The sequence below is a fragment of the Pseudomonas lini genome, assembly GCF_030812475.1.
Lineage (GTDB): Bacteria > Pseudomonadota > Gammaproteobacteria > Pseudomonadales > Pseudomonadaceae > Aquipseudomonas > Aquipseudomonas lini_A.
Genome location: NZ_JAUSSR010000009.1, coordinates 214,209 through 235,176 on the forward strand (window position 1 = coordinate 214,209; position 20,968 = coordinate 235,176).

The following is a 20,968-nucleotide window of genomic DNA, read 5'->3' on the forward strand; positions in this document are numbered from 1 at the left end:
GGTTCTTGTCGGTCATGGCACTTATGTCGATGAGGTTGGCAAGGCAAAATGTTGTTCGAATATAGGTCCGTTGTTCTAATATGTGAAGTAGTTTGATACTTTACAGCCTTGTCGGCGGCCGCTTTTTGCCGCGGAAATTTGGCTCGGTTGGAGGTCTGGTCGCGCAAATGCGCCCAGAACGAACCCGGTACCGACGGCTCTTTCAACGAGGAACGAACCTATGAATGAGGCACAACGCGATCCAGATGGCCGGATCAAGCTGGAACAACGCGGAGCCCTGTTGCTGATCGGGATCGATCGTCCCGAGAAGCGCAATGGCTTTACCCCGAAAATGTTTGCCGAGTTGGCCGCCGCCTACACGCGGCTGGAACAGGACCCTGAGCTGCGAGTGGGCGTGTTGTACGCTGAAGGCGACCATTTCACCGCCGGGCTCGATATGCCCAAATGCGCGCCGCTTCGCAAAGAGGGCAAGCCTTATATCCCGCCAGCCGAAGTCGACCCCTTCAACTTGCGCGAACCACTGCGCAGCAAACCGGTGGTCATGGCGCTCAAGGGCATCAGTTTCACCGTAGCCATCGAGTTGATGCTTGCGGCTGACATCGTCATCGCCGCGCAGGATTGCCGCTTTTCCCAGATTGAGGTCAAGCGCGGCATCATGGCTGGCTGCGGTGCGACGTTCCGGTTTGTTGAACGCGCCGGCTGGGGCAACGCAATGAAGCTCTTGCTGACCGGTGACGAGTTCGACGCCGCCGAAGCATTGCGGCTCAATTTCGTGCAGGAGGTCGTACCCGTTGGCGAGGAGCTGCCAAGGGCTATCGCACTGGCTGAACGTATCGCCGAGCAAGCCCCGCTCGCGGTACAAGCGACCCTGCACAATGCACATACGGCGGTGAATTTCGGGTGGCAGGCCGCGTATGCTTCCATAGCCAACACCCAGCGTCGGTTGTTCAACACCGAAGATGCCAAGGAAGGTGTGCAGTCTTTCATCGAAAAGCGGCCTGCACATTTTGTTGGGCGATAACAATAAGAGGAGAACATGATGACTAAAGGCCCGCTGAGCAACATCCGCGTGCTTGATATGAGCCGCATTCTCGCCGGACCCTGGGCGGCGCAGATGCTTGCGGACCTGGGCGCCGAGGTGATCAAGATCGAGCGTCCGGGAAAAGGCGACGATTCGCGACAGTTCGGCCCGCCGTTTCTGAAAGACGCCGAGGGACGCAACACCCGTGAATCCTCGTTCTACATCAGTACCAACCGCAACAAGAAGTCCATTACCTGCGATATTGCGAAACCCGAAGGACAGGCGCTTGTACGCAAGCTCGTCGCGAAGTGCGACGTGCTGCTGGAGAACTACAAGGTGGGTGATCTTAAGCGGTATGGCCTGGACTATGCCTCTTTGAGTGAAGAAAACCCGCGCCTGATCTACTGTTCACTGACCGGCTTCGGGCAGACGGGGCCTTACGCGCCACGTCCGGGTTACGACTCGATTTTTCAGGCCATGGGCGGACTGATGAGCATCACCGGCCTGCCGGATGATATCCCCGGCGGCGGCCCGATGAAAACCGGACCGAGCCTGGCTGACATACTGGCGGGTCAGTATGCGGCCTACGCCATCCAGGCGGCGCTGTACGCTCGCGACGTCAACGCAGCGCCCGGTCAGCACATCGACATTGCCCTGCTGGATGCATTGATAGCATCGACGTCTCACTATGCTTCTCAGTACCTGGTCTCTGGAGACGTACCCGTGCGGCGTGGCACCGAGGGCAACGGCGGCATGCCTTCGCGGATGTTCCGCTGTGCCGACGGCGATATCATGATTGTCGCCGGCAATAACGAACAGTACGCGCGCTTTTGCGAAGTGCTGGGTCATCCGGAGTTGACGACTGACGCCCGGTTTGCCGAGATTTCGCTGCGGGTGGTCAACCGCCGGGCGCTAGGGGACGTGTTCGAGCCGCTGGTGGCGGCTTGGAAAGTGCTCGACTTGCTGCACGCCCTGGATAAGGCGGGCGTGCCAGCAGGCCCAATCAACAATCTGGAGCAAGTGTTCGCCGATCCTCATGTTCAGGCGCGCGGAATGTGTGTGGAAAGCCACCATGCCGCTTCTGCCGATGGAAAAGTGCGGATGGTTGCCAACCCGGTGAAATTCTCGGCAACGCCCATTGTTGATTACAAGGCACCGCCCACCCAGGGAGAGCACACCGAGACCCTCCTGGGCGAATGGCTGGGCATGGACGAAGGTGAGATTCGAGCACTGCGTGACAAAGGCGTAATCTGACGAAGGGCTTAGTGATAGCTGCCAGCGTCTGAATAAATCCCGGCCCGTACGCGCAGCCGGGATTTTTTTTGGCAAGCAGACGATTCGCAGGTGGACTAAGAGCACTGGCAAAAAAAATGCCGCCTGCACAAGGCGGGCGGCAAAAGGGTACCAAGCTCAGTTGCGTCAATGACCTGCGTTAACCCCGGCACAGCGCTCACCGGAGGGCATGGGTCACCGTACGTTCATCCGGTCGATCATTTGACGTATTTGCGGAACTCAGGCTTGCGCTTCTCGCGAAAGGCGTTGCCGCCTTCCTTGGATTCGTCGGTCTCGTAATACATGGCCAGGGCCTGCATCGCGAATGCGCCGATGCCGCGAATATTCTCGTTGTCCATGTTGAACGAACGCTTGGCGAGGGCGATGGCGGTCGGGCTCATCTGCAGGATTTCGTCACACCATTTTTTGACTTCGGCATCCAGCTCGTCCGCCGGAACCACCGCGTTGACCAGGCCCCAGTCCAGCGCTTGCTTGGCGCTATAACGACGGCACAGATACCAAATCTCGCGGGCACGCTTGTCGCCGGCCAGACGGGCGAGCAGGGCGGTGCCGAAGCCGGGGTCCACCGAGCCGACTTTCGGGCCAACCTGACCCAGTTGCGCAGTCTCGGCAGCGATGGCGAGGTCGCACAAAGTCACCAGCACGTTGCCGCCGCCGATCGCGTAGCCGTTGACTCGAGCGATCACAGGTTTGGGAATGTCGCGAATAATGCTCTGTAATTCTTCGATCGGCAGGCCAACCACGCCGCGACCCTTGTGTCGGCCACCCGATTGGTCACTGCCGGTGCAGAATGCCTTGTCACCTGCACCGGTGAGTACGACGACGCCGATGTCCTTGCTGTACCCGGCCAGGCTGAACGCCTGGATCAATTCCTCACAGGTATCGGCGGTGAAAGCGTTGTAGACCTGAGGGCGATTGATGGTGATGGTCGCGATGCCATTGTCTTCGGTGTAGAGAATATCTTTGAATTCCATGTGTCTCTCCTCTTGGAAAAAATGAGCCTCAGCCCACCATCGTCAAGCCGCCGGAAACGCTGATCACCTGGCCGGTGATGAACGCTGCGTCGTCGCTAGCCAGGAACAGCACCGTTCCGGCGATGTCCTCGGGTTGGCCCATGCGTCCGAAGGGCACAGCCTTGACCAGCCCCGCCTTGATCCTCTCGCCTTTCTCACCTTGGGCAAGATTGTCCAGTAGTGCCGTGGCCGTCGGCCCGGGACAGACCACGTTGACCGGAATTTGCTGGCGGGCCATTTCCCGGGCCATGGTTTTGCTGAAGGCGATCAGCCCGCCCTTGCAGAAGGAGTACACAGCCTCCATCGAGGAGCCGACGCGGCCCGCATCGGAGGAAATGTTGACCACACGACCGTGACCGCGCTCACTCATGCGGCGCAGGACGGCATGGTGCATGTTCAATGGTCCATACAGGTTGATGGCCACGACCTTGTCCCAGAACGGTTTTTCGGTCTGCAGGAAGAACGCGCCTGTGTCCCAGCCGGCGTTGTTGACCAGTACATCGATCGGGCCCAGCTCCTGCTCGACACGCTCGACTGCGGCGTGGACCGCCTCGTGGTCGGTGATGTCCACGCTGTAATCGCGGGCACGGCCACCGGCGGTTTCGATTTCGCCCACCAGGGCACTTGCCGCCTGGGCGTTGAGGTCGAAAACCGCCACAATGGCGCCTGCTTCGGTGAAGCGCCTGCAAATGGCGCTGCCGATGCCGCCTGCGCCCCCAGTTACCACCACGACCTTATCTTTCAACCCTTTCATTTTCACTACCTTTGCTTTTTATCAGGGGCGCGGCTGTGCCGCGGTTTCGGCGATCATGCCCTCGGCGCCGGCTTGTTGCAGCGGTGCAGGTGGGTGCGTCGGTGCCGCAGCCTGGTTACGCGAGGCGCACAGTGAGGTGATCTGCTCGGCGCTGTAGCCAAGTTCGCCAAGGATTTCGTCACTGTGTTCACCCAGGTTCGGTGGCAAATAACGCACGTTGCCTGGGGAGGCGGAAAACTCCACGGGAATCGAGGTCATGACCAGCTCGCCCTCGGTCGGGTGCTGAACCTTCTTGAAAAACTCGGTTTCGCGTAGATATTCGTCGTCCATCAGGTCGTGCAGTTCGCGCACCTGGCCATGCGGCACGTCGGCTTCATCGAAGATTTTTTCCCAATGCGCCGAGGTCTGCGTAGCGATCACGTCCCCGAGGATGCTGTACAGCTCGTTGATATGGAGCATGCGTTCCGTCATGCGACAAAAGCGCGGATCAGTCAGCAGTTCCGGTCGACCTATCGCCGTCAATACTCGCCGCCACTGTTCGTCATTGACCGCCAGCAGACAGATATAGCCGTCGCGGGTCGAGTAGGGGCGCCGATTGGTGGAGAACATGCGCGTGTACCCCAGGCCGTCCGATTTGCCCAACGCACCTTCCCAAAGGTGCTCGAACAGGTTGAACTGGAGCATGGTCTCCATCATGGGCACGCGCACTTCCTGCCCCTCACCCGTGCGTTCGCGGTGCAGCAACGCCATGCTGATGGACGACGCCAGGACATAGCCGCAGAACTTGTCGACGATTACCGTCGGGAAGTATCGCGGTCGGCCATCAGCGTCACGGTTGATGGCTGCCAAACCGCTTTCACCCTGGATCACGTCGTCGAAAGCCGGCATGTTGGCGTTTGGTCCGTCGCTTCGGTAACCGGGAGCAAAGGCGTAGATGATCTTCGGATTGCGTGCCCGGATTTTTTCGTAACAGATGCCCAGGCGTTTGGCCGCGCTCGGACGCATGCTGTGCACGATGACATCGGCGGTCTCAACCAGTTTGAGCAATGCCTCCATGCATTCCGGCTGCTTGAGATCGAGCACGACGCTGCGCTTGTTGCGGTTCATTATGAGGTAGAACACCGACATGCCAGGGTTCCGGCCCGGCCCGTTCTGCCGATTCTGGTCGCCCGTTGGCGGCTCCACCTTGATGACGTCCGCCCCCATGTCGCCCAGTATCTGTGTGGCGACTGGCCCCAGAACGTTAATTGTGAGGTCTATCACACGCAGCCCTGACAGCGGGCCGGTGGGTTGTGCCAATGCCCGTTGTGCCATGATCAGTCAGCCCTGTAGTCCTTGCCTTTGACAAGGCGCAGAGGGGTGTACTCCTGCACCAGAGTGCCGTCCTGTTTGTAGATGCGGTTGCGCGTACGCACGAGCCCCAGACCAGGACGGCCATTGCTTTCACGGCATTCGATGACTTCACATTCCACGTGGATGGTGTCGCCGACGAAGACCGGTCCCTTGATGTCCAGTTCCATGTTGAGGAACGCGAAACCCACTCCCTGCATGGTGGCCTGTGTCAGCAGACCCTCGGCGAATGTGAAGACCAGCGCACCAGGGGCAACGCGGCCTTTGATGGCTGATTGTTCCTTGAGGAATTCCACGTTGGTGAAAAGCACTTCAAGCATGCCGGTTACCGAGACGAAGTTAACGACATCGGCCTCAGTCACGGTTCGACCTACGGTTTTGAATCGGCGCCCAACCGGGAGATCTTCCCAGTGAATGCCCAGGCCCACGGTTTCGATCTGTTCCATCTTATTGTTTCCTGGCGTTGGTTATGTGGAACTGCAATGGGTACATCGCCTCAGCGAACTTTCGAGTCGCTGCGGGCAATACGGCCGAGCACGCTGTCGGCAATGATGTTGCGCTGTATCTGATTGGTGCCTTCGATGATCTGCACGACTTTGGCATCACGGAAATACCGATTGATCGGGTATTCATTGGAAATGCCTGCCGCACCGAACAGTTGCACCGCGTCTGTGGCAACCTTCATCGCAACATCGGAGGCAAACAATTTCGACATGGCCGCCATCGGGGCCAGGGTGCGTCCTGACACTCCGGCGTCGACCATGGACGCGGTGCGGTAGACGAGCTGCCGTGCGGCTTCGGTTTGCGTCACCATGTCCGCAACCATCCAGCGTATCCCCTGGAAGTCGCTGACTTTCTGCTTGAAGGCCACGCGGTTCTGGATGTAATCGACCGAATGATCGATAGCGCCCTGTGCCAGGCCCACCGCTCGAGCGGCCACCAAGGGGCGACTGGTATTGAGGGCTTCCATAGCAACTTTGAAACCTTCACCGCCTTCAGGGCCCACGCGGTTGGCGACCGGAATGAAGGCGTTGTCGAAGAACAGCGGGCAGGCCGCGACCCCCCGTGCACCCATCTTGTGTTCCGGCGCGCCGATGGTCAGTCCTTCCGTACCCCGGTCAACAATAAAGAGATTGATGCCCAGGGCCGAGCCGTCCTCGGCCACCGTCTTGGCGGCTACCAGGATGAAGTCAGCCATGTTGGAGTTGGTGCACCAGATCTTGGCGCCGTTGAGGACGTAGCCGCCTTCGGTTCGACGTGCGGAAGTCTTGATGCCTGAGACATCAGAGCCGCTTTGCGGCTCGGTGATCGACAGCGCGCCGCGCAAGTCGCCACTGGCCAGCCCTGGCAGCAAGCGTTGTTTTTGCTCATCGGTTCCACCGGCAAGGATGGCGCCGAACGGGGTCCATTGCACGACCAGGAGATAGCCGGTGTTGTAGCAGACCCGGCCCAGTTCCTCGACGGCGATGCAGGCGGACAGCAAGCTGTTGGTGCCGCCGTACTCGGTTGGGAAGGGGAGTGCGAACAGCCCCAGCTCCTTGAGCAGGGCAAACATGTCATGGGGATATTCCGCCGTGCGGTCGATCTCATCCGCTCTGGGCGCGACCTTTTCCCGGGCAACCCGACGGATCAGGTCCTGGATTTCTCGCTGTTCATCGGTCAATTCGTAATTCACGGTTTTCATGGCTCCAGTCATGGACTGCACCCGCTGCATGATCGGTCGCTACAGGGCAAGGTGATATTCTGAACGATGTTCGTAAAAGTAAACGACGGTCATCGAAAGTGTCAAGCTGATGTGAGCGGACATTTGTCCGCGTGTGCTTCGATATCTGGGCGTAACCAGAGTGTGCGGGCGTTTCGGTCCGTCTTGAAAAATTTTGCGAAGGGTCAAACGAGCGACAAATATTAGAAATTAATGGAAACGCCGTTTCGCATAGTGCATAAGAGTAGGCAGAGCCGCCGTCGATGGCTTGACGAATTACGAAGCTAGCGTTTACTATTCGGAACGATGTTCATAAAAACATAGCCGCTTGTCACTGGAGAGCTCATGCAAAGCCTGCAGCCAGAATCCGACTACCAACGGTTCCTTAATGAGGGACGCTTCATGTTGCAGCGCAGTCGCCAGAACGGTGGCTACTTCTTCTATCCGCGCGTCGCCCAGCCTGGAACCGGAAACACCGACCTGGAGTGGGTGCAAGCCAGCGGACTGGGCGTGGTCTACTCCTCGACCGTGGTCCGCCAGCGTCCTCCAACGCCTAACTACAATGTGGCGTTGATTGATCTGGAGGAGGGCGTACGGATGATGTCTCGTGTCGAAGGGGTGCCGCCTGAAGAGGTGCGCATCGGTATGCCGGTGCGGGCAAAGATCGTAGCGCTGGACGCTGATGCGTCGGTGCTGGTGTTCGAGCCAGTCTGATCGGCGCGGTGCACAATAATTGCAAACCTGCAGCCATAACAACAAAGGCAGGAAACTAATGAATCAAAGTCTACGTGGACAAACGGCCATTGTGGCGGGCGCCACTTATGGGATGGGCGAAGCCCCTGGTCTGTCATCCATGGACCTGGCAGCAGCGGCCAGCGTTCGCGCACTGGCACAGGTGGGGTTGACGCCAGCGGATGTGGATGGACTGTTCGTCAGCGTACCCGACGACATGCTCTCCGGCCTGACCTTCTCGGAATATCTGGGTATCCATCCGCGCTTTACCGACAACAATCGTACCGGTGGATCGGCGTTTCAGATTTACGCCCACACCGCTGCAATGGCTCTGGCTGCGGGGCAGATCGATGTAGCTCTCATTGCCTATGGCAGCAACCAGAAAAGCTCGTCCGGCAAGCTGGTGCAATCGTCGCGCCCATCGCCTTGGGAAACCCCGTACCGGCCGATGAATCCGGTGTCTTCGTACGCGCTGGCCGCCGCCAGGCACATGCATCAGTACGGCACCACGCGCGAGCAGCTCGCCGAAGTCGCTGTTGCAGCGCGTAAATGGGCACAGCTCAATCCGGACGCTTATATGCGCGATCCCTTGAGCATCGATGATGTGTTGAATGCGCGAATGGTGTCCGATCCGTTGACTGTGCGTGACTGTTGCCTGGTGACCGATGGTGCTGCGGCCGTAGTCATGGTCCGAGCCGACCGTGCCCGTGACCTGGTTGCCCGACCGGCTTATCTGTTGGGCGCAGGTTCGGCCACTTCACACCGCGAGATTGCTTCGATGCCCGACCTGACCGTCACCGCTGCTCGTGAATCAGGGCAGCGTGCCTATGCCATGGCGGGCGTCGACCCCAAGGACATTGATGTCGTCATGCTTTACGACGCGTTCACCATCAATCCGATCCTGTTTCTCGAAGACCTGGGGTTCTGTCCGAAAGGCGAAGGCGGTCGATTCGTGTCAGGAGGCGCCATTGCCCCCGGCGGAACACTGGCGGTCAATACCAATGGCGGTGGACTCTCGTGCGTCCATCCCGGCATGTATGGCCTGTTCACCATGGTCGAGGCCACCCAGCAGTTGATGGGCCAATGCGGCGCGCGCCAAGTGCCGCAGGCCAGGCTCGCGATTGCCCACGGCAATGGCGGCGTGTTGTCCAGCCAGGCGACGTTGATTCTTGGTACGGAGGACACGCTGTGAGCCAGGAGCCGACCATTACCGATTCAATCGTTCAAGTCGAGCAGTCTGACGACGTTGCCGTTGTGACCTTGAACTACCCTCAGCGACGTAATGCATTTTCGCTGAAAATGCGCGAAACCCTGTATGAGGTCCTTTACCGGCTGATGTATGAGGACGGCTCTTGCCGGGCCATCGTCCTGACCGGCGCCAACGGCGTCTTCTGCGCCGGCGGCGATATTTCCGAGATGAAGGAACGCACGGTGATGCAATACCGTGAACGTAACCTTTTGCCGTTGAATATCTTCCGCCTGCTGGTCGAAGGGCCCAAGGCCGTGATCGCAGCGGTCGAAGGGTTCGCCATGGGTGCGGGGGTTTCTTTGGCAGCGGCCAGTGATTATGTGGTCTGTGCGCCCGATACGCGTTATGCCTGCGCCTTCGTGAAGGTCGGCCTGATGCCTGATACAGGTCTTTTCTGGTCGCTCGCCCAAAGGGTCGGTGCCGCCAAGGCGCGTGAGTTGATGCTTACCGCTGACGAGTTCAACGGCGAGCAAGCGCTGCGCATCGGATTTGCAAACCAACTGGCACCATCGGGCGAAACCCGTCAGGCCGCCGTCGACATCGCCCGCCAATATGCGCTCATGCCGCCGTTGGCGCTCGCACACCTGAAAGCTGCACTGGCCAACGGCATTGGTTCGCTCGATCAGGCGATCGAAACCGAGGTCAATCTGCAGCCGATCATGCGTCGCAGCCAGGACCACCAGGAAGCCGCCAAGGCCTTCATGGAAAAACGTCCTGCCGTATTCGTTGGCAATTGAGGAGAGCGCAATGTCCGAACATACCGACGAACGTATTCAAGTCACCCGCGATGGCGAAGTGGCGATCATCACCCTGAACAATCCCGGACGGCGTAATGCGATGGGCCGCCAGATGCGCCTCGCGTTGCGCGACACGGTGCATCGGCTCATGGTCGCTGACCCCGAGTCACGTGCCATCGTCCTGACCGGTGCGGGCGGGCAATTCAGCGCCGGCGCCGATATCTCCGAAATGACCAAGCGAACCGTGTTGCAGAGTCGGGAAATACTCGAAGAATCCTGTGAAGTGGTGCGTGATTTGCTCGGGGGGCCGAAACCGGTCGTGACGGCAGTGGAGGGCGTGGCTTTTGGTGCCGGTCTTTCGCTGGCGGTGGCGAGCGACTATCTGGTGGCGGCATCCAGCGCCAGGTTTTGTGCGGCGTTTCTGCGTATCGGACTGATTCCCGATACCGGCGTGCTGTGGACGCTGCCCAAGAAGATTGGGCCGGCCAAGGCCCGCGAGTTGCTGTCACTGGCGCGTGAAATCGACGGCGTCGAAGCGGGGCGTATCGGCCTGGCTAACCGGGTTGTCGAGCCCGGACAGGCGCTGAGCGCGGCCATCGACTACGCCAAGACCCTGGCCAAGCTGCCACCGCTTGGCGTGGCATTGACCAAAGCAGCGTTGACGTTCTCGTCCGATGACATGGACGCCGCACTGCGCGCCGAGATCGACTTCCAGCCGCTGTTGCGCCAATCGAGTGACCATATCGAGGCGGCCAATGCCTTCCTCGAAAAGCGCTCCCCTGTATTCACTGGCCAATAAGGAACCTGTGATGACTCAACACAGCGACATCGTCCAGGTAGAACATCGGGGCAGCGTGGCAATCGTCACCATGAACTATCCCGAACGACGCAACGCCTTCTCGTTGAATATGCGTTTGGCACTGCTGGAAACCTTCCACCGGCTGCACCACCAGGACGACAGCTGCCGTGCCATCGTGCTGACTGGTGCTGGCGGACATTTCTGTGCCGGCGGCGACTTGTCTGAAATGACTACCGTATCGCCTTCGTTGCTGCAGATGCGCGAGCGCATCAGCATCGGTGTGCGCCTATTTCGATTGCTGTTCACCGGAGACAAACCGGTGGTCGCGGCGGTAGAGGGCAACTGCATGGGCGCCGGCATTTCGTTGGCCGCCGCCTGTGACCTGGCGGTCGGTAGCGAAGCGGCCAAGTTGGCCTGCGTTTTCGTCAAGGTCGGCCTGCTACCCGATACAGGCCTGTTGTGGACCCTTCCGCAGAAAGTCGGCGCAAGCAAGGCTCGCGAACTGATGCTGGGTGCAGAACCTTTCGATGGCATCCAGGCGGGGCAATTCGGCCTCTTCAATCAGGTCGTCGCACCAGGCGAAGCCCTGGAAGCGGCTGTGGTTCGAGCTCAGCACCTGGCAGCGTTGCCGCCGGTCACCCTGGCCTTGCTCAAGTCATCGCTGGTACGTGGCGGCGACAGCATCGAGGCCGCATGGCGCCGGGAGGTGGATCTCAACCCGCTGACCCGCCAGACCCAGGATCACCAGGAGGCTGTTACGGCCTTCATGGAAAAACGTCAACCCAATTTCAGCGGGAATTGAACCATGTTTGCGAGCAACCTTTTGGCAGGCAAAAAAATCCTGATTACCGGTGGTGGTACCGGATTGGGCAAGAGCATCGGCCGACGTTTCCTGGAGCTGGGCGCGGAGCTGGTCATCGCCGGTCGGCGCAAGGAAGTGCTGGACGCTACCGCTGAGGAGTTTCGCGATGCACTGCCGACAGCGCAAGTCAGTACCGTGCAGGCCGATGTGCGCGACGCTGAGTCGGTCGAAGCCATGATGGAAGAGATCTGGCGCAGCGGGCCTTTGGACGTGCTCATGTGTAACGCTGCCGCCAATTTCATCGCACGCACCGAGACGCTGTCGCCGCGAGCGGTGGACGCGGTGCTGGATATCGTCCTGCACGGCAGCTTCTATTGCGCCATCGCCGCCGGTAAGCGCTGGATCGCCGAGGGGCGTGGCGGCAATGTGATCAGCACCGTTTCCACCCCGACCATGACCGGATCGGCGTTCACCGCGCCCAGCGCTGCCGCCAAAGCCGGGGTGCTGGCCATGACCCGCAGCCTGGCCGTGGAATGGGGGCCCAAGGGCATTCGTCTCAATTGCGTGGCCCCCGGGTTGTTTCCAACACCTGGTGCGTGGGAGCAGCTCTATCCACCGGGTTCGCAGGTCGAACCCCAGGAAAAGAGCGTTCCGCTGCGCCGTTTTGGCGACCATCGCGAATTGGCGGACCTGTACAGCTATCTGGCCAGTGAGGGCTCCGCCTATATCAACGGCGAAATGATCGTGATGGATGGCGGGCGCTGGATGCAGGGTGTGGGCGGGCCGAGCTTCCGTGCCATGCAGGACTGGAACGAAGACCAGTGGCAGGCCATGCGCGGCCAAGGGCGTTCATGATATGAGCGGTCCACTGACGGGAATCAAAATCGTCGAGCTGGCCGGTATTGGTCCGGGTCCGATGTGCGCGATGCTACTGGCCGACCTGGGGGCGACCGTCATTCGTGTCGACCGCAAGCAGCCTGCCAAGCTCGGTATCGAGCGTCCGTTGCAGTACAACACCCTGCTGCGTAACCGCTATGCGATTGCTGTCGATCTCAAGGATCCAGCGGGTGTGGAGACGGTACTGCAGTTAGTAGAGCAGGCAGATGCTCTGATAGAAGGATTCCGTCCTGGCGTCACTGAACGCCTGGGCTTGGGGCCGGAGGAGTGTCTGGCCCGCAACCCACGGCTGATTTATGGCCGCATGACTGGCTGGGGCCAGCAGGGCCCGATGGCCAAATATGCCGGTCACGACCTCAACTACCTGGCACTCACCGGCGTTCTCGACGCGATTGGCCGTGAAGGTCAGCCGCCGACGATCCCGCTGAACCTGCTGGGTGACTACGCGGGCGGTTCGTTGTACCTGGCGCTCGGTCTGCTGGCCGGCATCCTTGAGGCCAAAGGTTCGGGCAAGGGTCAAGTGGTGGACGCGGCGATCGTGGACGGTACGGCGCACCTGGCGACTACGTTCTTCGGCATGATGGCTGCCGGCATCTGGAAGGAGGGACGCGGGACCAACATTACCGACAGCGGCTCGCCTTTCTACGATTGCTATGCTTGCGCCGATGGCAAGTACATCAGTGTGGGTCCCATTGAAAGCAAGTTCTACGACGAGCTGCTGCGCCTCATGGATCTGGACCCGCATCTTTTGGGAGAGCAGATGGATCGCTCCGCCTGGGCCAATGCCAAGCAGGTGCTCGCCGAGCGCTTCAGCAGCCGCACCCGGGACGAATGGGTCGCGCTGCTGGAGGCCAGTGATGCCTGCGCTGCCGGGGTCTTGAGTTTTACCGAGGCCGCCGACCATCCGCATCTGCGCGCACGGGGCACCTTCATCGAAGTCGACGGTGTGACTCAGCCTGCGCCTGCACCCCGTTTCTCGCGCAGCGTCCCGCAAACCCCCTTTGCACCCCAGCCCATCACACCGTCGAACACCGATACCGCATTGTCCGCCTGGTTCGCCCCGGATCGGGTCGCCCAATTGCGTGAATGCGGCATCATTGATTGAGGAAACTCCATGGAATTGCGATTCACACCGGAAGAACTGGCATTTCGCGATGAGGTCAGGGATTTTCTGAGGAATGCCGTGCCTGCTTCGATCCGGCGCAAGGTTGAATATGGCCAGCGCCTCTCCAAGGAGGAAATGGTCAACTGGGTGCAGATTCTCAATGCCAAGGGCTGGTCATGCCCGGCCTGGGCCCCGGAATGGGGCGGGCAGGCCTGGAGCGCTACGCAGCATTACATCTTCAAGGAGGAGCTGCACATGGCGCCCGCACCCGAGCCGATCTCCTTCAATATGAACATGATCGGACCGGTGCTCATTGCCTTCGGCACCCAGCAACAGAAAGAGCACTTTCTGCCACGCGTCGCGAACATGGATTACTGGTTCTGTCAGGGCTTCTCGGAGCCTGGCGCGGGCTCGGATCTGGCCTCTTTGCGAACCAGCGCGGTGCGCGATGGCGACCATTATGTGGTCAACGGTCAGAAGCTCTGGACCTCCACTGCCCATCATGCCGATTGGTGTTTCGTCCTCGTGCGCACCGACGCCACGGCGAAGAAGCAGCAGGGCATCAGCTTTGTGTTGATGGACATGAAAACCCCCGGCATTTCCATTCGCCCGATCGTTACCCTGGACGGACATCACGAAACAAACGAGATGTTCCTCGATAACGTGCGTATCCCGGTGAGTAATCTGATCGGCGAAGAGAACCGCGGCTGGGATGTCGCCAAGTTCCTGCTGGGTAGCGAACGGGGAGGAATCGCCCGTGTCGGCCTGTCCAAATTCCGCGTACGTCGGGCCAAGCAGTTGGCGCGAAAGACGCCCGCCGGCGATGGCGTACTGGCAGACCAGCCGCGCTTCCGCGAGCGTGTCGCCGCCCTGGAAGTCGAGCTCAAGGCATTGGAAATGACGCAGATGCGTGTCATCGCCGACAGCGACAAGTTCGGCCACAGCCCGGATCCGCGAAGCTCCATTCTCAAGATGAAAGGCTCCGAACTGCAACAGGCCGCCACGGAGCTGTTGATGGAGGTCGCCGGGTACGACGCCCTGGAGTATGACCACGCTTTCGTCACGGGCGAACGTGAGGTGCAACACGACGATGATTGGGCACGCACTATCGCGCCGAATTACTACTGGGTACGCCACGTCTCCATCGTAGGGGGCTCCAACGAAATCCAGCACAACATCCTGGCCAAAACTCTGCTCGGACTTTAAGCATGAATTTCGATTTCAATGAAGAACAGCGCATGATCAAGGATGCGGTCGACCGTCTGGTCGCCGACCGCTATGGCTTTGAACAGCGCGCGCGTTACTTGGGCGAGGCCGATGGCTGGAGTCGTGAACTCTGGGCCAGTTACGCCGAACTGGGACTGCTCGGCTTGCCGTTTGCCGAAGCTGACGGTGGCTTCGCAGGCGGTCCGGCTGAAACCATGATCGTCATGGAGGCGGTGGGCCGTGGCCTGCTGCTCGAGCCCTATCTGGCGAGTGTGGTGCTGGCCGGCGGCCTGGTGGCCAGTGCCGCCGATGAGGACCAGCGCGCCGAAATACTGCCGCCCCTCATTGCCGGGGAACGGCTCCTGGCATTTGCTCACAGCGAAGCACAAGCCCGCTATGACCTGGCCGACGTCGACACCCGTGCCCGCCGCGATCGGGATCACTGGGTCATCGATGGTTGCAAGCGCTTCGTGCTGCATGGTGACTGTGCCGACCAATTGATCGTGTCAGCTCGCGTCAGCGGCGAGCGGTGCGATCCCGATGGCATCGCCTTGTTCGTCGTCGACGCCAAGGCTGTCGGCGTCAGCCGCAGGGGTTATCAAACCCAGGACCGCTTGCGCGCGGCAGACATCACCCTCGACGGCGTGCGCGTCCCGCTGGTGGCGCTGCTCGGTGCGTCCCGCCAGGCGTTGCCGCTGATCGAGAAAGCCGTCGACGGTGCCATTGCGGCCCTGTGCGCTGAAGCCGTCGGCGCGATGCAGCAGGCGTTCGACATGACGGTGGAATACCTGAAACTGCGCAAGCAGTTCGGCGTGCTCATCGGCTCGTTCCAGGTGCTGCAGCACAGTGCGGTGGACATGCTGGTGATGATTGAGCAAGCGCGCAGCATGGCCTATTACGCCAGCATGATGGTCAACGAAGAAGACGTGCTCGAGCGTCGCCGTGCCATCGCCGCGGCCAAAGTGCAGATCAACCGATCGGCGCGCTTCGTGGCGCAGCAGGCCGTGCAACTGCATGGCGGCATCGGCGTGACCGAAGAATGTCAGGTGGGCCATTTCATGCGGCGCCTGTCCATGATCGAAATCCTGTTCGGCGATGCCGACCACCATCTAGCCCAGCTGGCGCGCGACGGCGGACTGATCGCCGCTGACGCCTGAATCGACGAGAGAATCCTATGAAACATGACGCAAACGACCCGTACCGCGAACTGCGTGACTCCTTGCGCAGCCTGTGCTCAGAGTTTCCGGATGAATACTGGCGCCAGATCGATCATGCGCGCACTTACCCGGAAGCATTTGTCGACTCCCTGACCAAGGCGGGCTGGATGGCCGCGCTGATACCGGAAGAGTATGGCGGTTCGGGGTTGGGCCTGACCGAGGCGTCGGTGATCATGGAAGAGATCAACCGCAATGGCGGCAATTCGGGGTTCTGCCACGGTCAGATGTACAACATGAACACCTTGCTGCGAAACGGCTCCGAAGCGCAGAAGCGCCTGTACCTGCCCAGGATCGCCAGTGGCGAGTTGCGCCTGCAGTCCATGGCGGTGACGGAACCCACCACGGGTACCGACACCACCAAGATGCGCACCACCGCTGTAAAGAAAGGTGATCGCTATGTCATCAACGGGCAGAAGGTATGGATTTCTCGCGTCCAGCACTCGGACTTGATGATTCTGTTGGCTCGCACAACGCCGCTGGCCGATGTGAAAAAGAAATCCGAGGGCTTGTCGTGCTTCCTGGTCAACTTGCATGACGCCATTGGCAAAGGGCTCGATGTGCGGCCTATTCCGAATATGGTCAACCACGAGACCAACGAGCTGTTTTTCGACAACCTGGAGATCCCGGAAGAAAACCTGATCGGCGAAGAAGGGCAGGGTTTCAAGTACATCCTCGACGGGCTCAATGCCGAGCGCACGCTGATTGCGGCCGAATGCATCGGTGACGGTTACTGGTTTGTCGACCGTGCCACGCGCTACGCCAACGACCGCGTGGTGTTCGATCGGCCGATCGGGAAAAACCAGGGTATCCAGTTCCCCATCGCCGAAGCCTACATGGACATCCGTGCTGCGGACCTGATGCGCTACCGTGCCTGCGAACTCTTCGACGCTCACCAGCCGTGCGGCGCCGAGGCCAACATGGCCAAGCACTTGGCTGCGACTTCTTCGTGGAAGGCGGCGAACGCCTGCTTGCAGACCCATGGGGGTTTCGGCTTCGCCTGCGAGTACGACGTGGAACGAAAATTCCGCGAGACCCGCTTGTATCAGGTGGCACCGATCTCCACCAACCTGATCCTTTCCTACGTGGCCGAGCACATTCTCGGTCTGCCGCGGTCGTTCTGAGGAGGCTGGCATGAGCTACGAGAGCATTCTCTACGAAATCAAGGATCGCATCGCCACCATCACCATCAACCGGCCGGACCAGCTCAACAGCTGGAATGACCAGGTGGCGACAGAGGTGTACGACGCGATGCAGGCGGCGGGTGCGGACCCGGGCGTGCGAGTGATCGTCTTCACCGGTGCCGGCAAGGCCTTCTGCGCGGGCGGTGACATCAATAGCTTTGGCGGCGACCCGAACGGGTTGATGACCAAGCTGCCGCGGCCCTTCGACATGCGCAAGCGCGCCGACTGGCAGACCCGCTGCTCTTATTACCCGGCCATTCCCAAACCCGTGATCGCCATGCTCAATGGCGCGACAGTGGGAATCGGCCTTATCCACGCACTGTTCTGCGACATCCGGTTTGCCGCGCAAGACGCCACGATCACGACAGCATTCGCCCGTCGTGGCCTGACAGCGGAGTACGGCATGGCCTGGATCCTGGAACACCATGTCGGCCAGGCGCATGCCCTGGACCTGCTGTTGTCGGGACGCAAGATCAAGGGCCGCGAGGCCGAGCGCATGGGCCTGGTCAACCTCGCTGTGCCTGCCGATGAATTGGTTGCTCACACCTATGCCTACGCCCGTGACCTGGCGCAGAACTGCTCGCCGCGCTCGATGCGCATCATGAAGCAGCAGCTGTGGGAAGTGCCGTTCCAGACGTGTCATGAGGCGGTGATGAGCGCCGGTCTCGATATGCCGATCGCCAATCAAGGGGAAGACTACAAGGAGGGCATCGCCAGTTTCATGGAGAAGCGCCCACCGCAGTTCCCGGACGATAAATTCTGAATACTCGCGACCACGGGCTCCTGTGGGGCAGTGGTCCAATCTAACAACAAGAGGAATCCGTTATGAGTGGGATGGTTGAAGGTAAAGTCGTCGTCGTGACCGGCGCCGGGAACGGAATTGGCCGAGCCATTGCATTGGCAATGGCGGCTGAAGGTGCCCGTGTAGTGGTCAACGACCTGGGTTCTTCGGTCCACGGCGAAGGCCAGGACGCGGGCCCTGCGCAACGCGTGGTCGATGAAATCAAGGCGGCCGGCGGCGAAGCTGTCGCCAGCACTGACAGCGTAGCCGGCTGGGATTCGGCCCATCGAATCGTGCAAACTGCGATGGATACGTTCGGCCAGATCGACACCGTGGTGAACAACGCCGGCATCCTGCGTGACCGCATGTTCCACAAAATGGACGAGCAGGAATGGATGGCGGTGCTCAATGTGCACCTCAATGGTTCGTTCTTCATGGCCCGCGCCGCCGCCCCGCATTTCCGCGCGCAGGGGTCGGGCAACTACATCCATATGACATCCAACACCGGCCTGGTCGGGAACATCGGTCAGGTCAATTACGCGGCGGCCAAGATGGGCATCGTCGGCATGTCCAAGGCGATCGCCCTGGACATGGCCAATTTCGGCGTGCGCTCCAACTGCATCTCTCCAGCGGCCTGGAGCCGGATGATCGGCGCGGTCCCCACTGACACGCCAGAGAAAAAGCTGCAGGCCGAGCGTATGGAGCGAATGATGCACCCCTCGCGTCAAGCGCCGTTGGCGGTGTTCCTGGCCTCCGACCAGGCCAAGGACGTGTCGGGCCAGATCTTCTACGTACGTGCCAACGAAATCATGCTGGTCAGTCAGCCGCGCGTTACCCGTTCCGTTCACCGTGACAATGGCTGGACCCCGCGCGACGTGGCCGAGCACGCCATACCGGCGCTGCGTTCAAGCTTCCTGCCATTGCATCAGACTCACGACGTCTACAGCTGGGAACCCATCTGAGCTGAATGCCATCAAGCCCCATCGACGGTCGTTGGGGCGAGCCTGACACCAACTGCGAGCGATCCCCATGTTGAACTATGAACGCGTCAAGCACTGGCCCATCGAAGAGGTCACGCGCAGCTATACGGAGCGCGACACCATTCTTTACGCTCTCGGCCTCGGGGTGGGGGGTGATCCAATGGACCCCGTCCAACTGCGGTTCACCTATGAAAAAGAGTTGCAATCGGTGCCGACGCTCGCGGCGGCAATCGCTTGGCCCAAGCCATGGATGACCAACCCTGACACCGGCGTGAACTACCTCAAACTTGTTCATGGAGAGCAGGATACCCGCTGGTTTCTGCCGATGCCGACCAGCGCAACGGTGATCAGCCGTACCCGGGTCAATCGGGTCTGCGATAAGGGTGAAGGCAAGGGCGCCATCGTCGAACTGCTGCGCGACATTATCGATGCCGACAGTGGCGAGCGCATCGCCCAGACGCGCCAGGTGTCCTTCCTGCGTGGTGACGGCGGTTATACGGCGCAAGGCGGCGCCAGTGACGAACCGCCGGAGAGCCTGCCGGCGGTGCCGGATCGCGCGCCTGATTTTGAATATGAACTATTGTCGCCTGCCCAGGCCGCGCTCATCTACAGGCTGTCCGGCGATGCCAACCCGTTGCATGCCGATCCTGAGGTGGCGTCACGTGCGGGTTTCAAACAGCCGATCCTGCATGGCCTGGCCACCTACGGCATGGCGGCTTTCGCCGCGATCAAGTGCTGTGCCGATGGCGAAGCATCGCGGCTCAAGCGCTTGGCCGCGCGATTTACCTCGCCGGTCTACCCGGGTGAAACGTTGCGCTTCCAGTTCTGGAACGGCGAGGGCGGTCGGGTGCACCTGCGGGCACGGATCGACAGTCGCGACACTGTGGTGCTGAACAACGGTTTGATCGAGATCGATTGAGGAGTATGTGCCGATGGACTTTCGTGAAAGCGCCGAGGATCAGGCTTTTCGCCTGCAAGTACGTGCATTCGTAGAGCGCGAATTGCCGACGGACATCCGTGATCGGGTGTTGAATTTTCAACATCTGGGCCGCGAGGATTATGTGCGTTGGCAGCGTATCCTGCACCAGCAGGGGTGGGGGGCGCCGGGTTGGCCGGTGGCCTTTGGCGGTGCGGGCTGGACGGCTGCGCAGCGCAACATCTTTGACGAAGAATGCTTCACGGCGGGTGCGCCAAGGCAAATGCCGTTCGGGTTGTCGATGGTCGCACCGGTGCTGCAGAAATTCGGCACACCGCAGCAGCAGGCGCGTTTTCTGCCGCGTATTCTGGATATGAGCGACTGGTGGTGCCAAGGCTACTCGGAGCCGGGCGCAGGTTCCGATTTGTCGGCACTGCGTTGCCGGGCGGACGTCAGTGGCGACAACTATGTGGTCAATGGCCAGAAGATATGGACATCGTTCGCGCAGTGGGCGAACTGGATTTTTTGCCTGGTCCGTACGCACAGCGAAGGCCGCCAGCAGGAGGGCATTTCCTTCCTGCTTATCGACATGTCCACCCCTGGAATTCAGGTGCGTCCGATCAAAACGCTCGATGGTGGCCACGACGTGAACGAAGTGTTCTTCGACAACGTCCGGGTGTCTCGGGACAACCTGGTGGGTGAAGAACACAAGGGCTGGGCCATTGCCAAATACCTGCTCGGTCATGAACGCACCAACATTGCCGGCCTGGGCAATTGCAAACGGTTCATGCGACGGCTCAAGGAAATCGCCGCCAGCACCCAAAAACACGGCCGGCCTCTCCTCGAAGACGTGCGGTTTCGCGACAAGGTCGTTTCCATAGAGATGGAGCTGCTCGCCCATGAATGGTCGTTGCTGCGCTTGATCGACCAGGAAGGGAAGGGGCAGGGCAAAGGCATTGAGGCCTCGCTGTTGAAAATTCGGGGCTCGGAGATACAGCAACGCCTGACCGAGCTGATCATGGAGTGTGCCGGGCCTTATGCGGTGCCCTTCGTGCCCGAGGCGCTGGAAGGTGACGCCGACATCGACACGGCCAATGGACGATTGCTCAACGCATTGGCGCCGCACTATCTGGACTGGCGCAAGATCTCGATCTACGGCGGGTCCAACGAAGTGCAGAAGAATATTATTGCCAAATTGACCCTTGGCCTTTGACCGGCGCATACGCCCGGAGG

Annotated in this window: 21 protein-coding genes; 16 read left to right on the forward strand and 5 right to left on the reverse strand. The window is 60.4% G+C overall.

Annotated features, from left to right (window positions below; all coding sequences use genetic code 11):
• Positions 1-220 precede the first annotated feature (220 nt).
• Positions 221-1,021 (forward strand): crotonase/enoyl-CoA hydratase family protein, encoded by an 801-nt coding sequence (locus J2W17_RS18805; protein ID WP_307337348.1) that lies wholly within the window; start codon positions 221-223, stop codon positions 1,019-1,021.
• An 18-nt stretch (positions 1,022-1,039) separates the two neighbouring features.
• On the forward strand, positions 1,040-2,275 hold the full coding sequence (locus J2W17_RS18810; protein ID WP_307337351.1) for a CaiB/BaiF CoA transferase family protein: 1,236 nt from the start codon (positions 1,040-1,042) through the stop codon (positions 2,273-2,275).
• A gap of 236 nt (positions 2,276-2,511) precedes the next feature.
• On the opposite strand, the gene J2W17_RS18815 is transcribed toward J2W17_RS18810, so the two are convergent.
• Genes J2W17_RS18815 through J2W17_RS18835 form a run of 5 tightly spaced genes read right to left on the reverse strand, consistent with a single transcriptional unit; the run spans position 2,512 to position 7,115 of the window.
• Complete coding sequence (locus J2W17_RS18815; RefSeq protein ID WP_307337354.1) at positions 2,512-3,288, reverse strand: enoyl-CoA hydratase-related protein; 777 nt, start codon at positions 3,286-3,288, stop codon at positions 2,512-2,514.
• Between the two features lie 28 nt (positions 3,289-3,316).
• Positions 3,317-4,081 carry a glucose 1-dehydrogenase gene (locus J2W17_RS18820; RefSeq protein ID WP_307337357.1) on the reverse strand — a complete coding sequence of 255 codons (765 nt, stop codon included), beginning with the start codon at positions 4,079-4,081 and terminating at the stop codon, positions 3,317-3,319.
• A gap of 21 nt (positions 4,082-4,102) precedes the next feature.
• Positions 4,103-5,395 (reverse strand): CaiB/BaiF CoA transferase family protein, encoded by a 1,293-nt coding sequence (locus J2W17_RS18825; RefSeq protein ID WP_307337360.1) that lies wholly within the window; start codon positions 5,393-5,395, stop codon positions 4,103-4,105.
• Positions 5,396-5,397: 2 nt separating this feature from the next.
• Positions 5,398-5,877, reverse strand: a complete 480-nt coding sequence (locus J2W17_RS18830) for a MaoC family dehydratase (RefSeq protein WP_201195554.1) — start codon at positions 5,875-5,877, stop codon at positions 5,398-5,400.
• Positions 5,878-5,927: 50 nt separating this feature from the next.
• A complete protein-coding gene (locus J2W17_RS18835; protein ID WP_307337368.1) occupies positions 5,928-7,115 on the reverse strand; it encodes an acyl-CoA dehydrogenase family protein in 1,188 nt (395 codons plus the stop codon).
• A gap of 420 nt (positions 7,116-7,535) precedes the next feature.
• On the opposite strand from J2W17_RS18835, the gene J2W17_RS18840 reads away from it, so the two are divergent.
• From J2W17_RS18840 to J2W17_RS18905, 14 genes are all read left to right on the forward strand, one after another.
• A complete protein-coding gene (locus tag J2W17_RS18840; protein WP_307337371.1) occupies positions 7,536-7,847 on the forward strand; it encodes a Zn-ribbon domain-containing OB-fold protein in 312 nt (103 codons plus the stop codon).
• Positions 7,848-7,905: 58 nt separating this feature from the next.
• Positions 7,906-9,057, forward strand: coding sequence for a thiolase (locus J2W17_RS18845; RefSeq protein WP_307337374.1), 1,152 nt, complete (start codon positions 7,906-7,908; stop codon positions 9,055-9,057).
• Entirely contained in the window at positions 8,949-9,851 is a 903-nt protein-coding gene (locus tag J2W17_RS18850; protein ID WP_307337376.1) for an enoyl-CoA hydratase/isomerase family protein, read from the forward strand. Before J2W17_RS18845 ends, J2W17_RS18850 begins: the two co-directional genes overlap by 109 nt.
• Positions 9,852-9,861: 10 nt before the next feature.
• Positions 9,862-10,650 (forward strand): enoyl-CoA hydratase/isomerase family protein, encoded by a 789-nt coding sequence (locus J2W17_RS18855; protein WP_307337380.1) that lies wholly within the window; start codon positions 9,862-9,864, stop codon positions 10,648-10,650.
• Between the two features lie 10 nt (positions 10,651-10,660).
• Positions 10,661-11,452 (forward strand): enoyl-CoA hydratase/isomerase family protein, encoded by a 792-nt coding sequence (locus J2W17_RS18860; RefSeq protein ID WP_307337383.1) that lies wholly within the window; start codon positions 10,661-10,663, stop codon positions 11,450-11,452.
• Positions 11,453-11,455: 3 nt separating this feature from the next.
• Positions 11,456-12,307 (forward strand): SDR family oxidoreductase, encoded by an 852-nt coding sequence (locus tag J2W17_RS18865; RefSeq protein ID WP_307337386.1) that lies wholly within the window; start codon positions 11,456-11,458, stop codon positions 12,305-12,307.
• A gap of 1 nt (position 12,308) precedes the next feature.
• Positions 12,309-13,454, forward strand: coding sequence for a CaiB/BaiF CoA transferase family protein (locus J2W17_RS18870; protein ID WP_307337389.1), 1,146 nt, complete (start codon positions 12,309-12,311; stop codon positions 13,452-13,454).
• A gap of 9 nt (positions 13,455-13,463) precedes the next feature.
• On the forward strand, positions 13,464-14,660 hold the full coding sequence (locus tag J2W17_RS18875; protein ID WP_307337392.1) for an acyl-CoA dehydrogenase family protein: 1,197 nt from the start codon (positions 13,464-13,466) through the stop codon (positions 14,658-14,660).
• Positions 14,661-14,662: 2 nt separating this feature from the next.
• Positions 14,663-15,817: an acyl-CoA dehydrogenase family protein gene (locus tag J2W17_RS18880; RefSeq protein ID WP_307337395.1), complete on the forward strand. Its 1,155-nt coding sequence runs from the start codon at positions 14,663-14,665 to the stop codon at positions 15,815-15,817.
• Between the two features lie 17 nt (positions 15,818-15,834).
• Positions 15,835-16,998: an acyl-CoA dehydrogenase family protein gene (locus J2W17_RS18885; protein ID WP_307337400.1), complete on the forward strand. Its 1,164-nt coding sequence runs from the start codon at positions 15,835-15,837 to the stop codon at positions 16,996-16,998.
• A 10-nt stretch (positions 16,999-17,008) separates the two neighbouring features.
• A complete protein-coding gene (locus tag J2W17_RS18890) occupies positions 17,009-17,821 on the forward strand; it encodes an enoyl-CoA hydratase (protein ID WP_307337404.1) in 813 nt (270 codons plus the stop codon).
• A 62-nt stretch (positions 17,822-17,883) separates the two neighbouring features.
• The gene (locus tag J2W17_RS18895; protein WP_307337408.1) at positions 17,884-18,801 is read left to right on the forward strand and encodes an SDR family NAD(P)-dependent oxidoreductase; all 918 of its coding nucleotides are present in this window, start codon (positions 17,884-17,886) and stop codon (positions 18,799-18,801) included.
• Between the two features lie 67 nt (positions 18,802-18,868).
• Positions 18,869-19,738 carry a MaoC/PaaZ C-terminal domain-containing protein gene (locus J2W17_RS18900; protein WP_307337411.1) on the forward strand — a complete coding sequence of 290 codons (870 nt, stop codon included), beginning with the start codon at positions 18,869-18,871 and terminating at the stop codon, positions 19,736-19,738.
• A 13-nt stretch (positions 19,739-19,751) separates the two neighbouring features.
• Positions 19,752-20,948, forward strand: coding sequence for an acyl-CoA dehydrogenase family protein (locus J2W17_RS18905; RefSeq protein ID WP_307337414.1), 1,197 nt, complete (start codon positions 19,752-19,754; stop codon positions 20,946-20,948).
• The last annotated feature ends 20 nt before the right edge of the window (positions 20,949-20,968 follow it).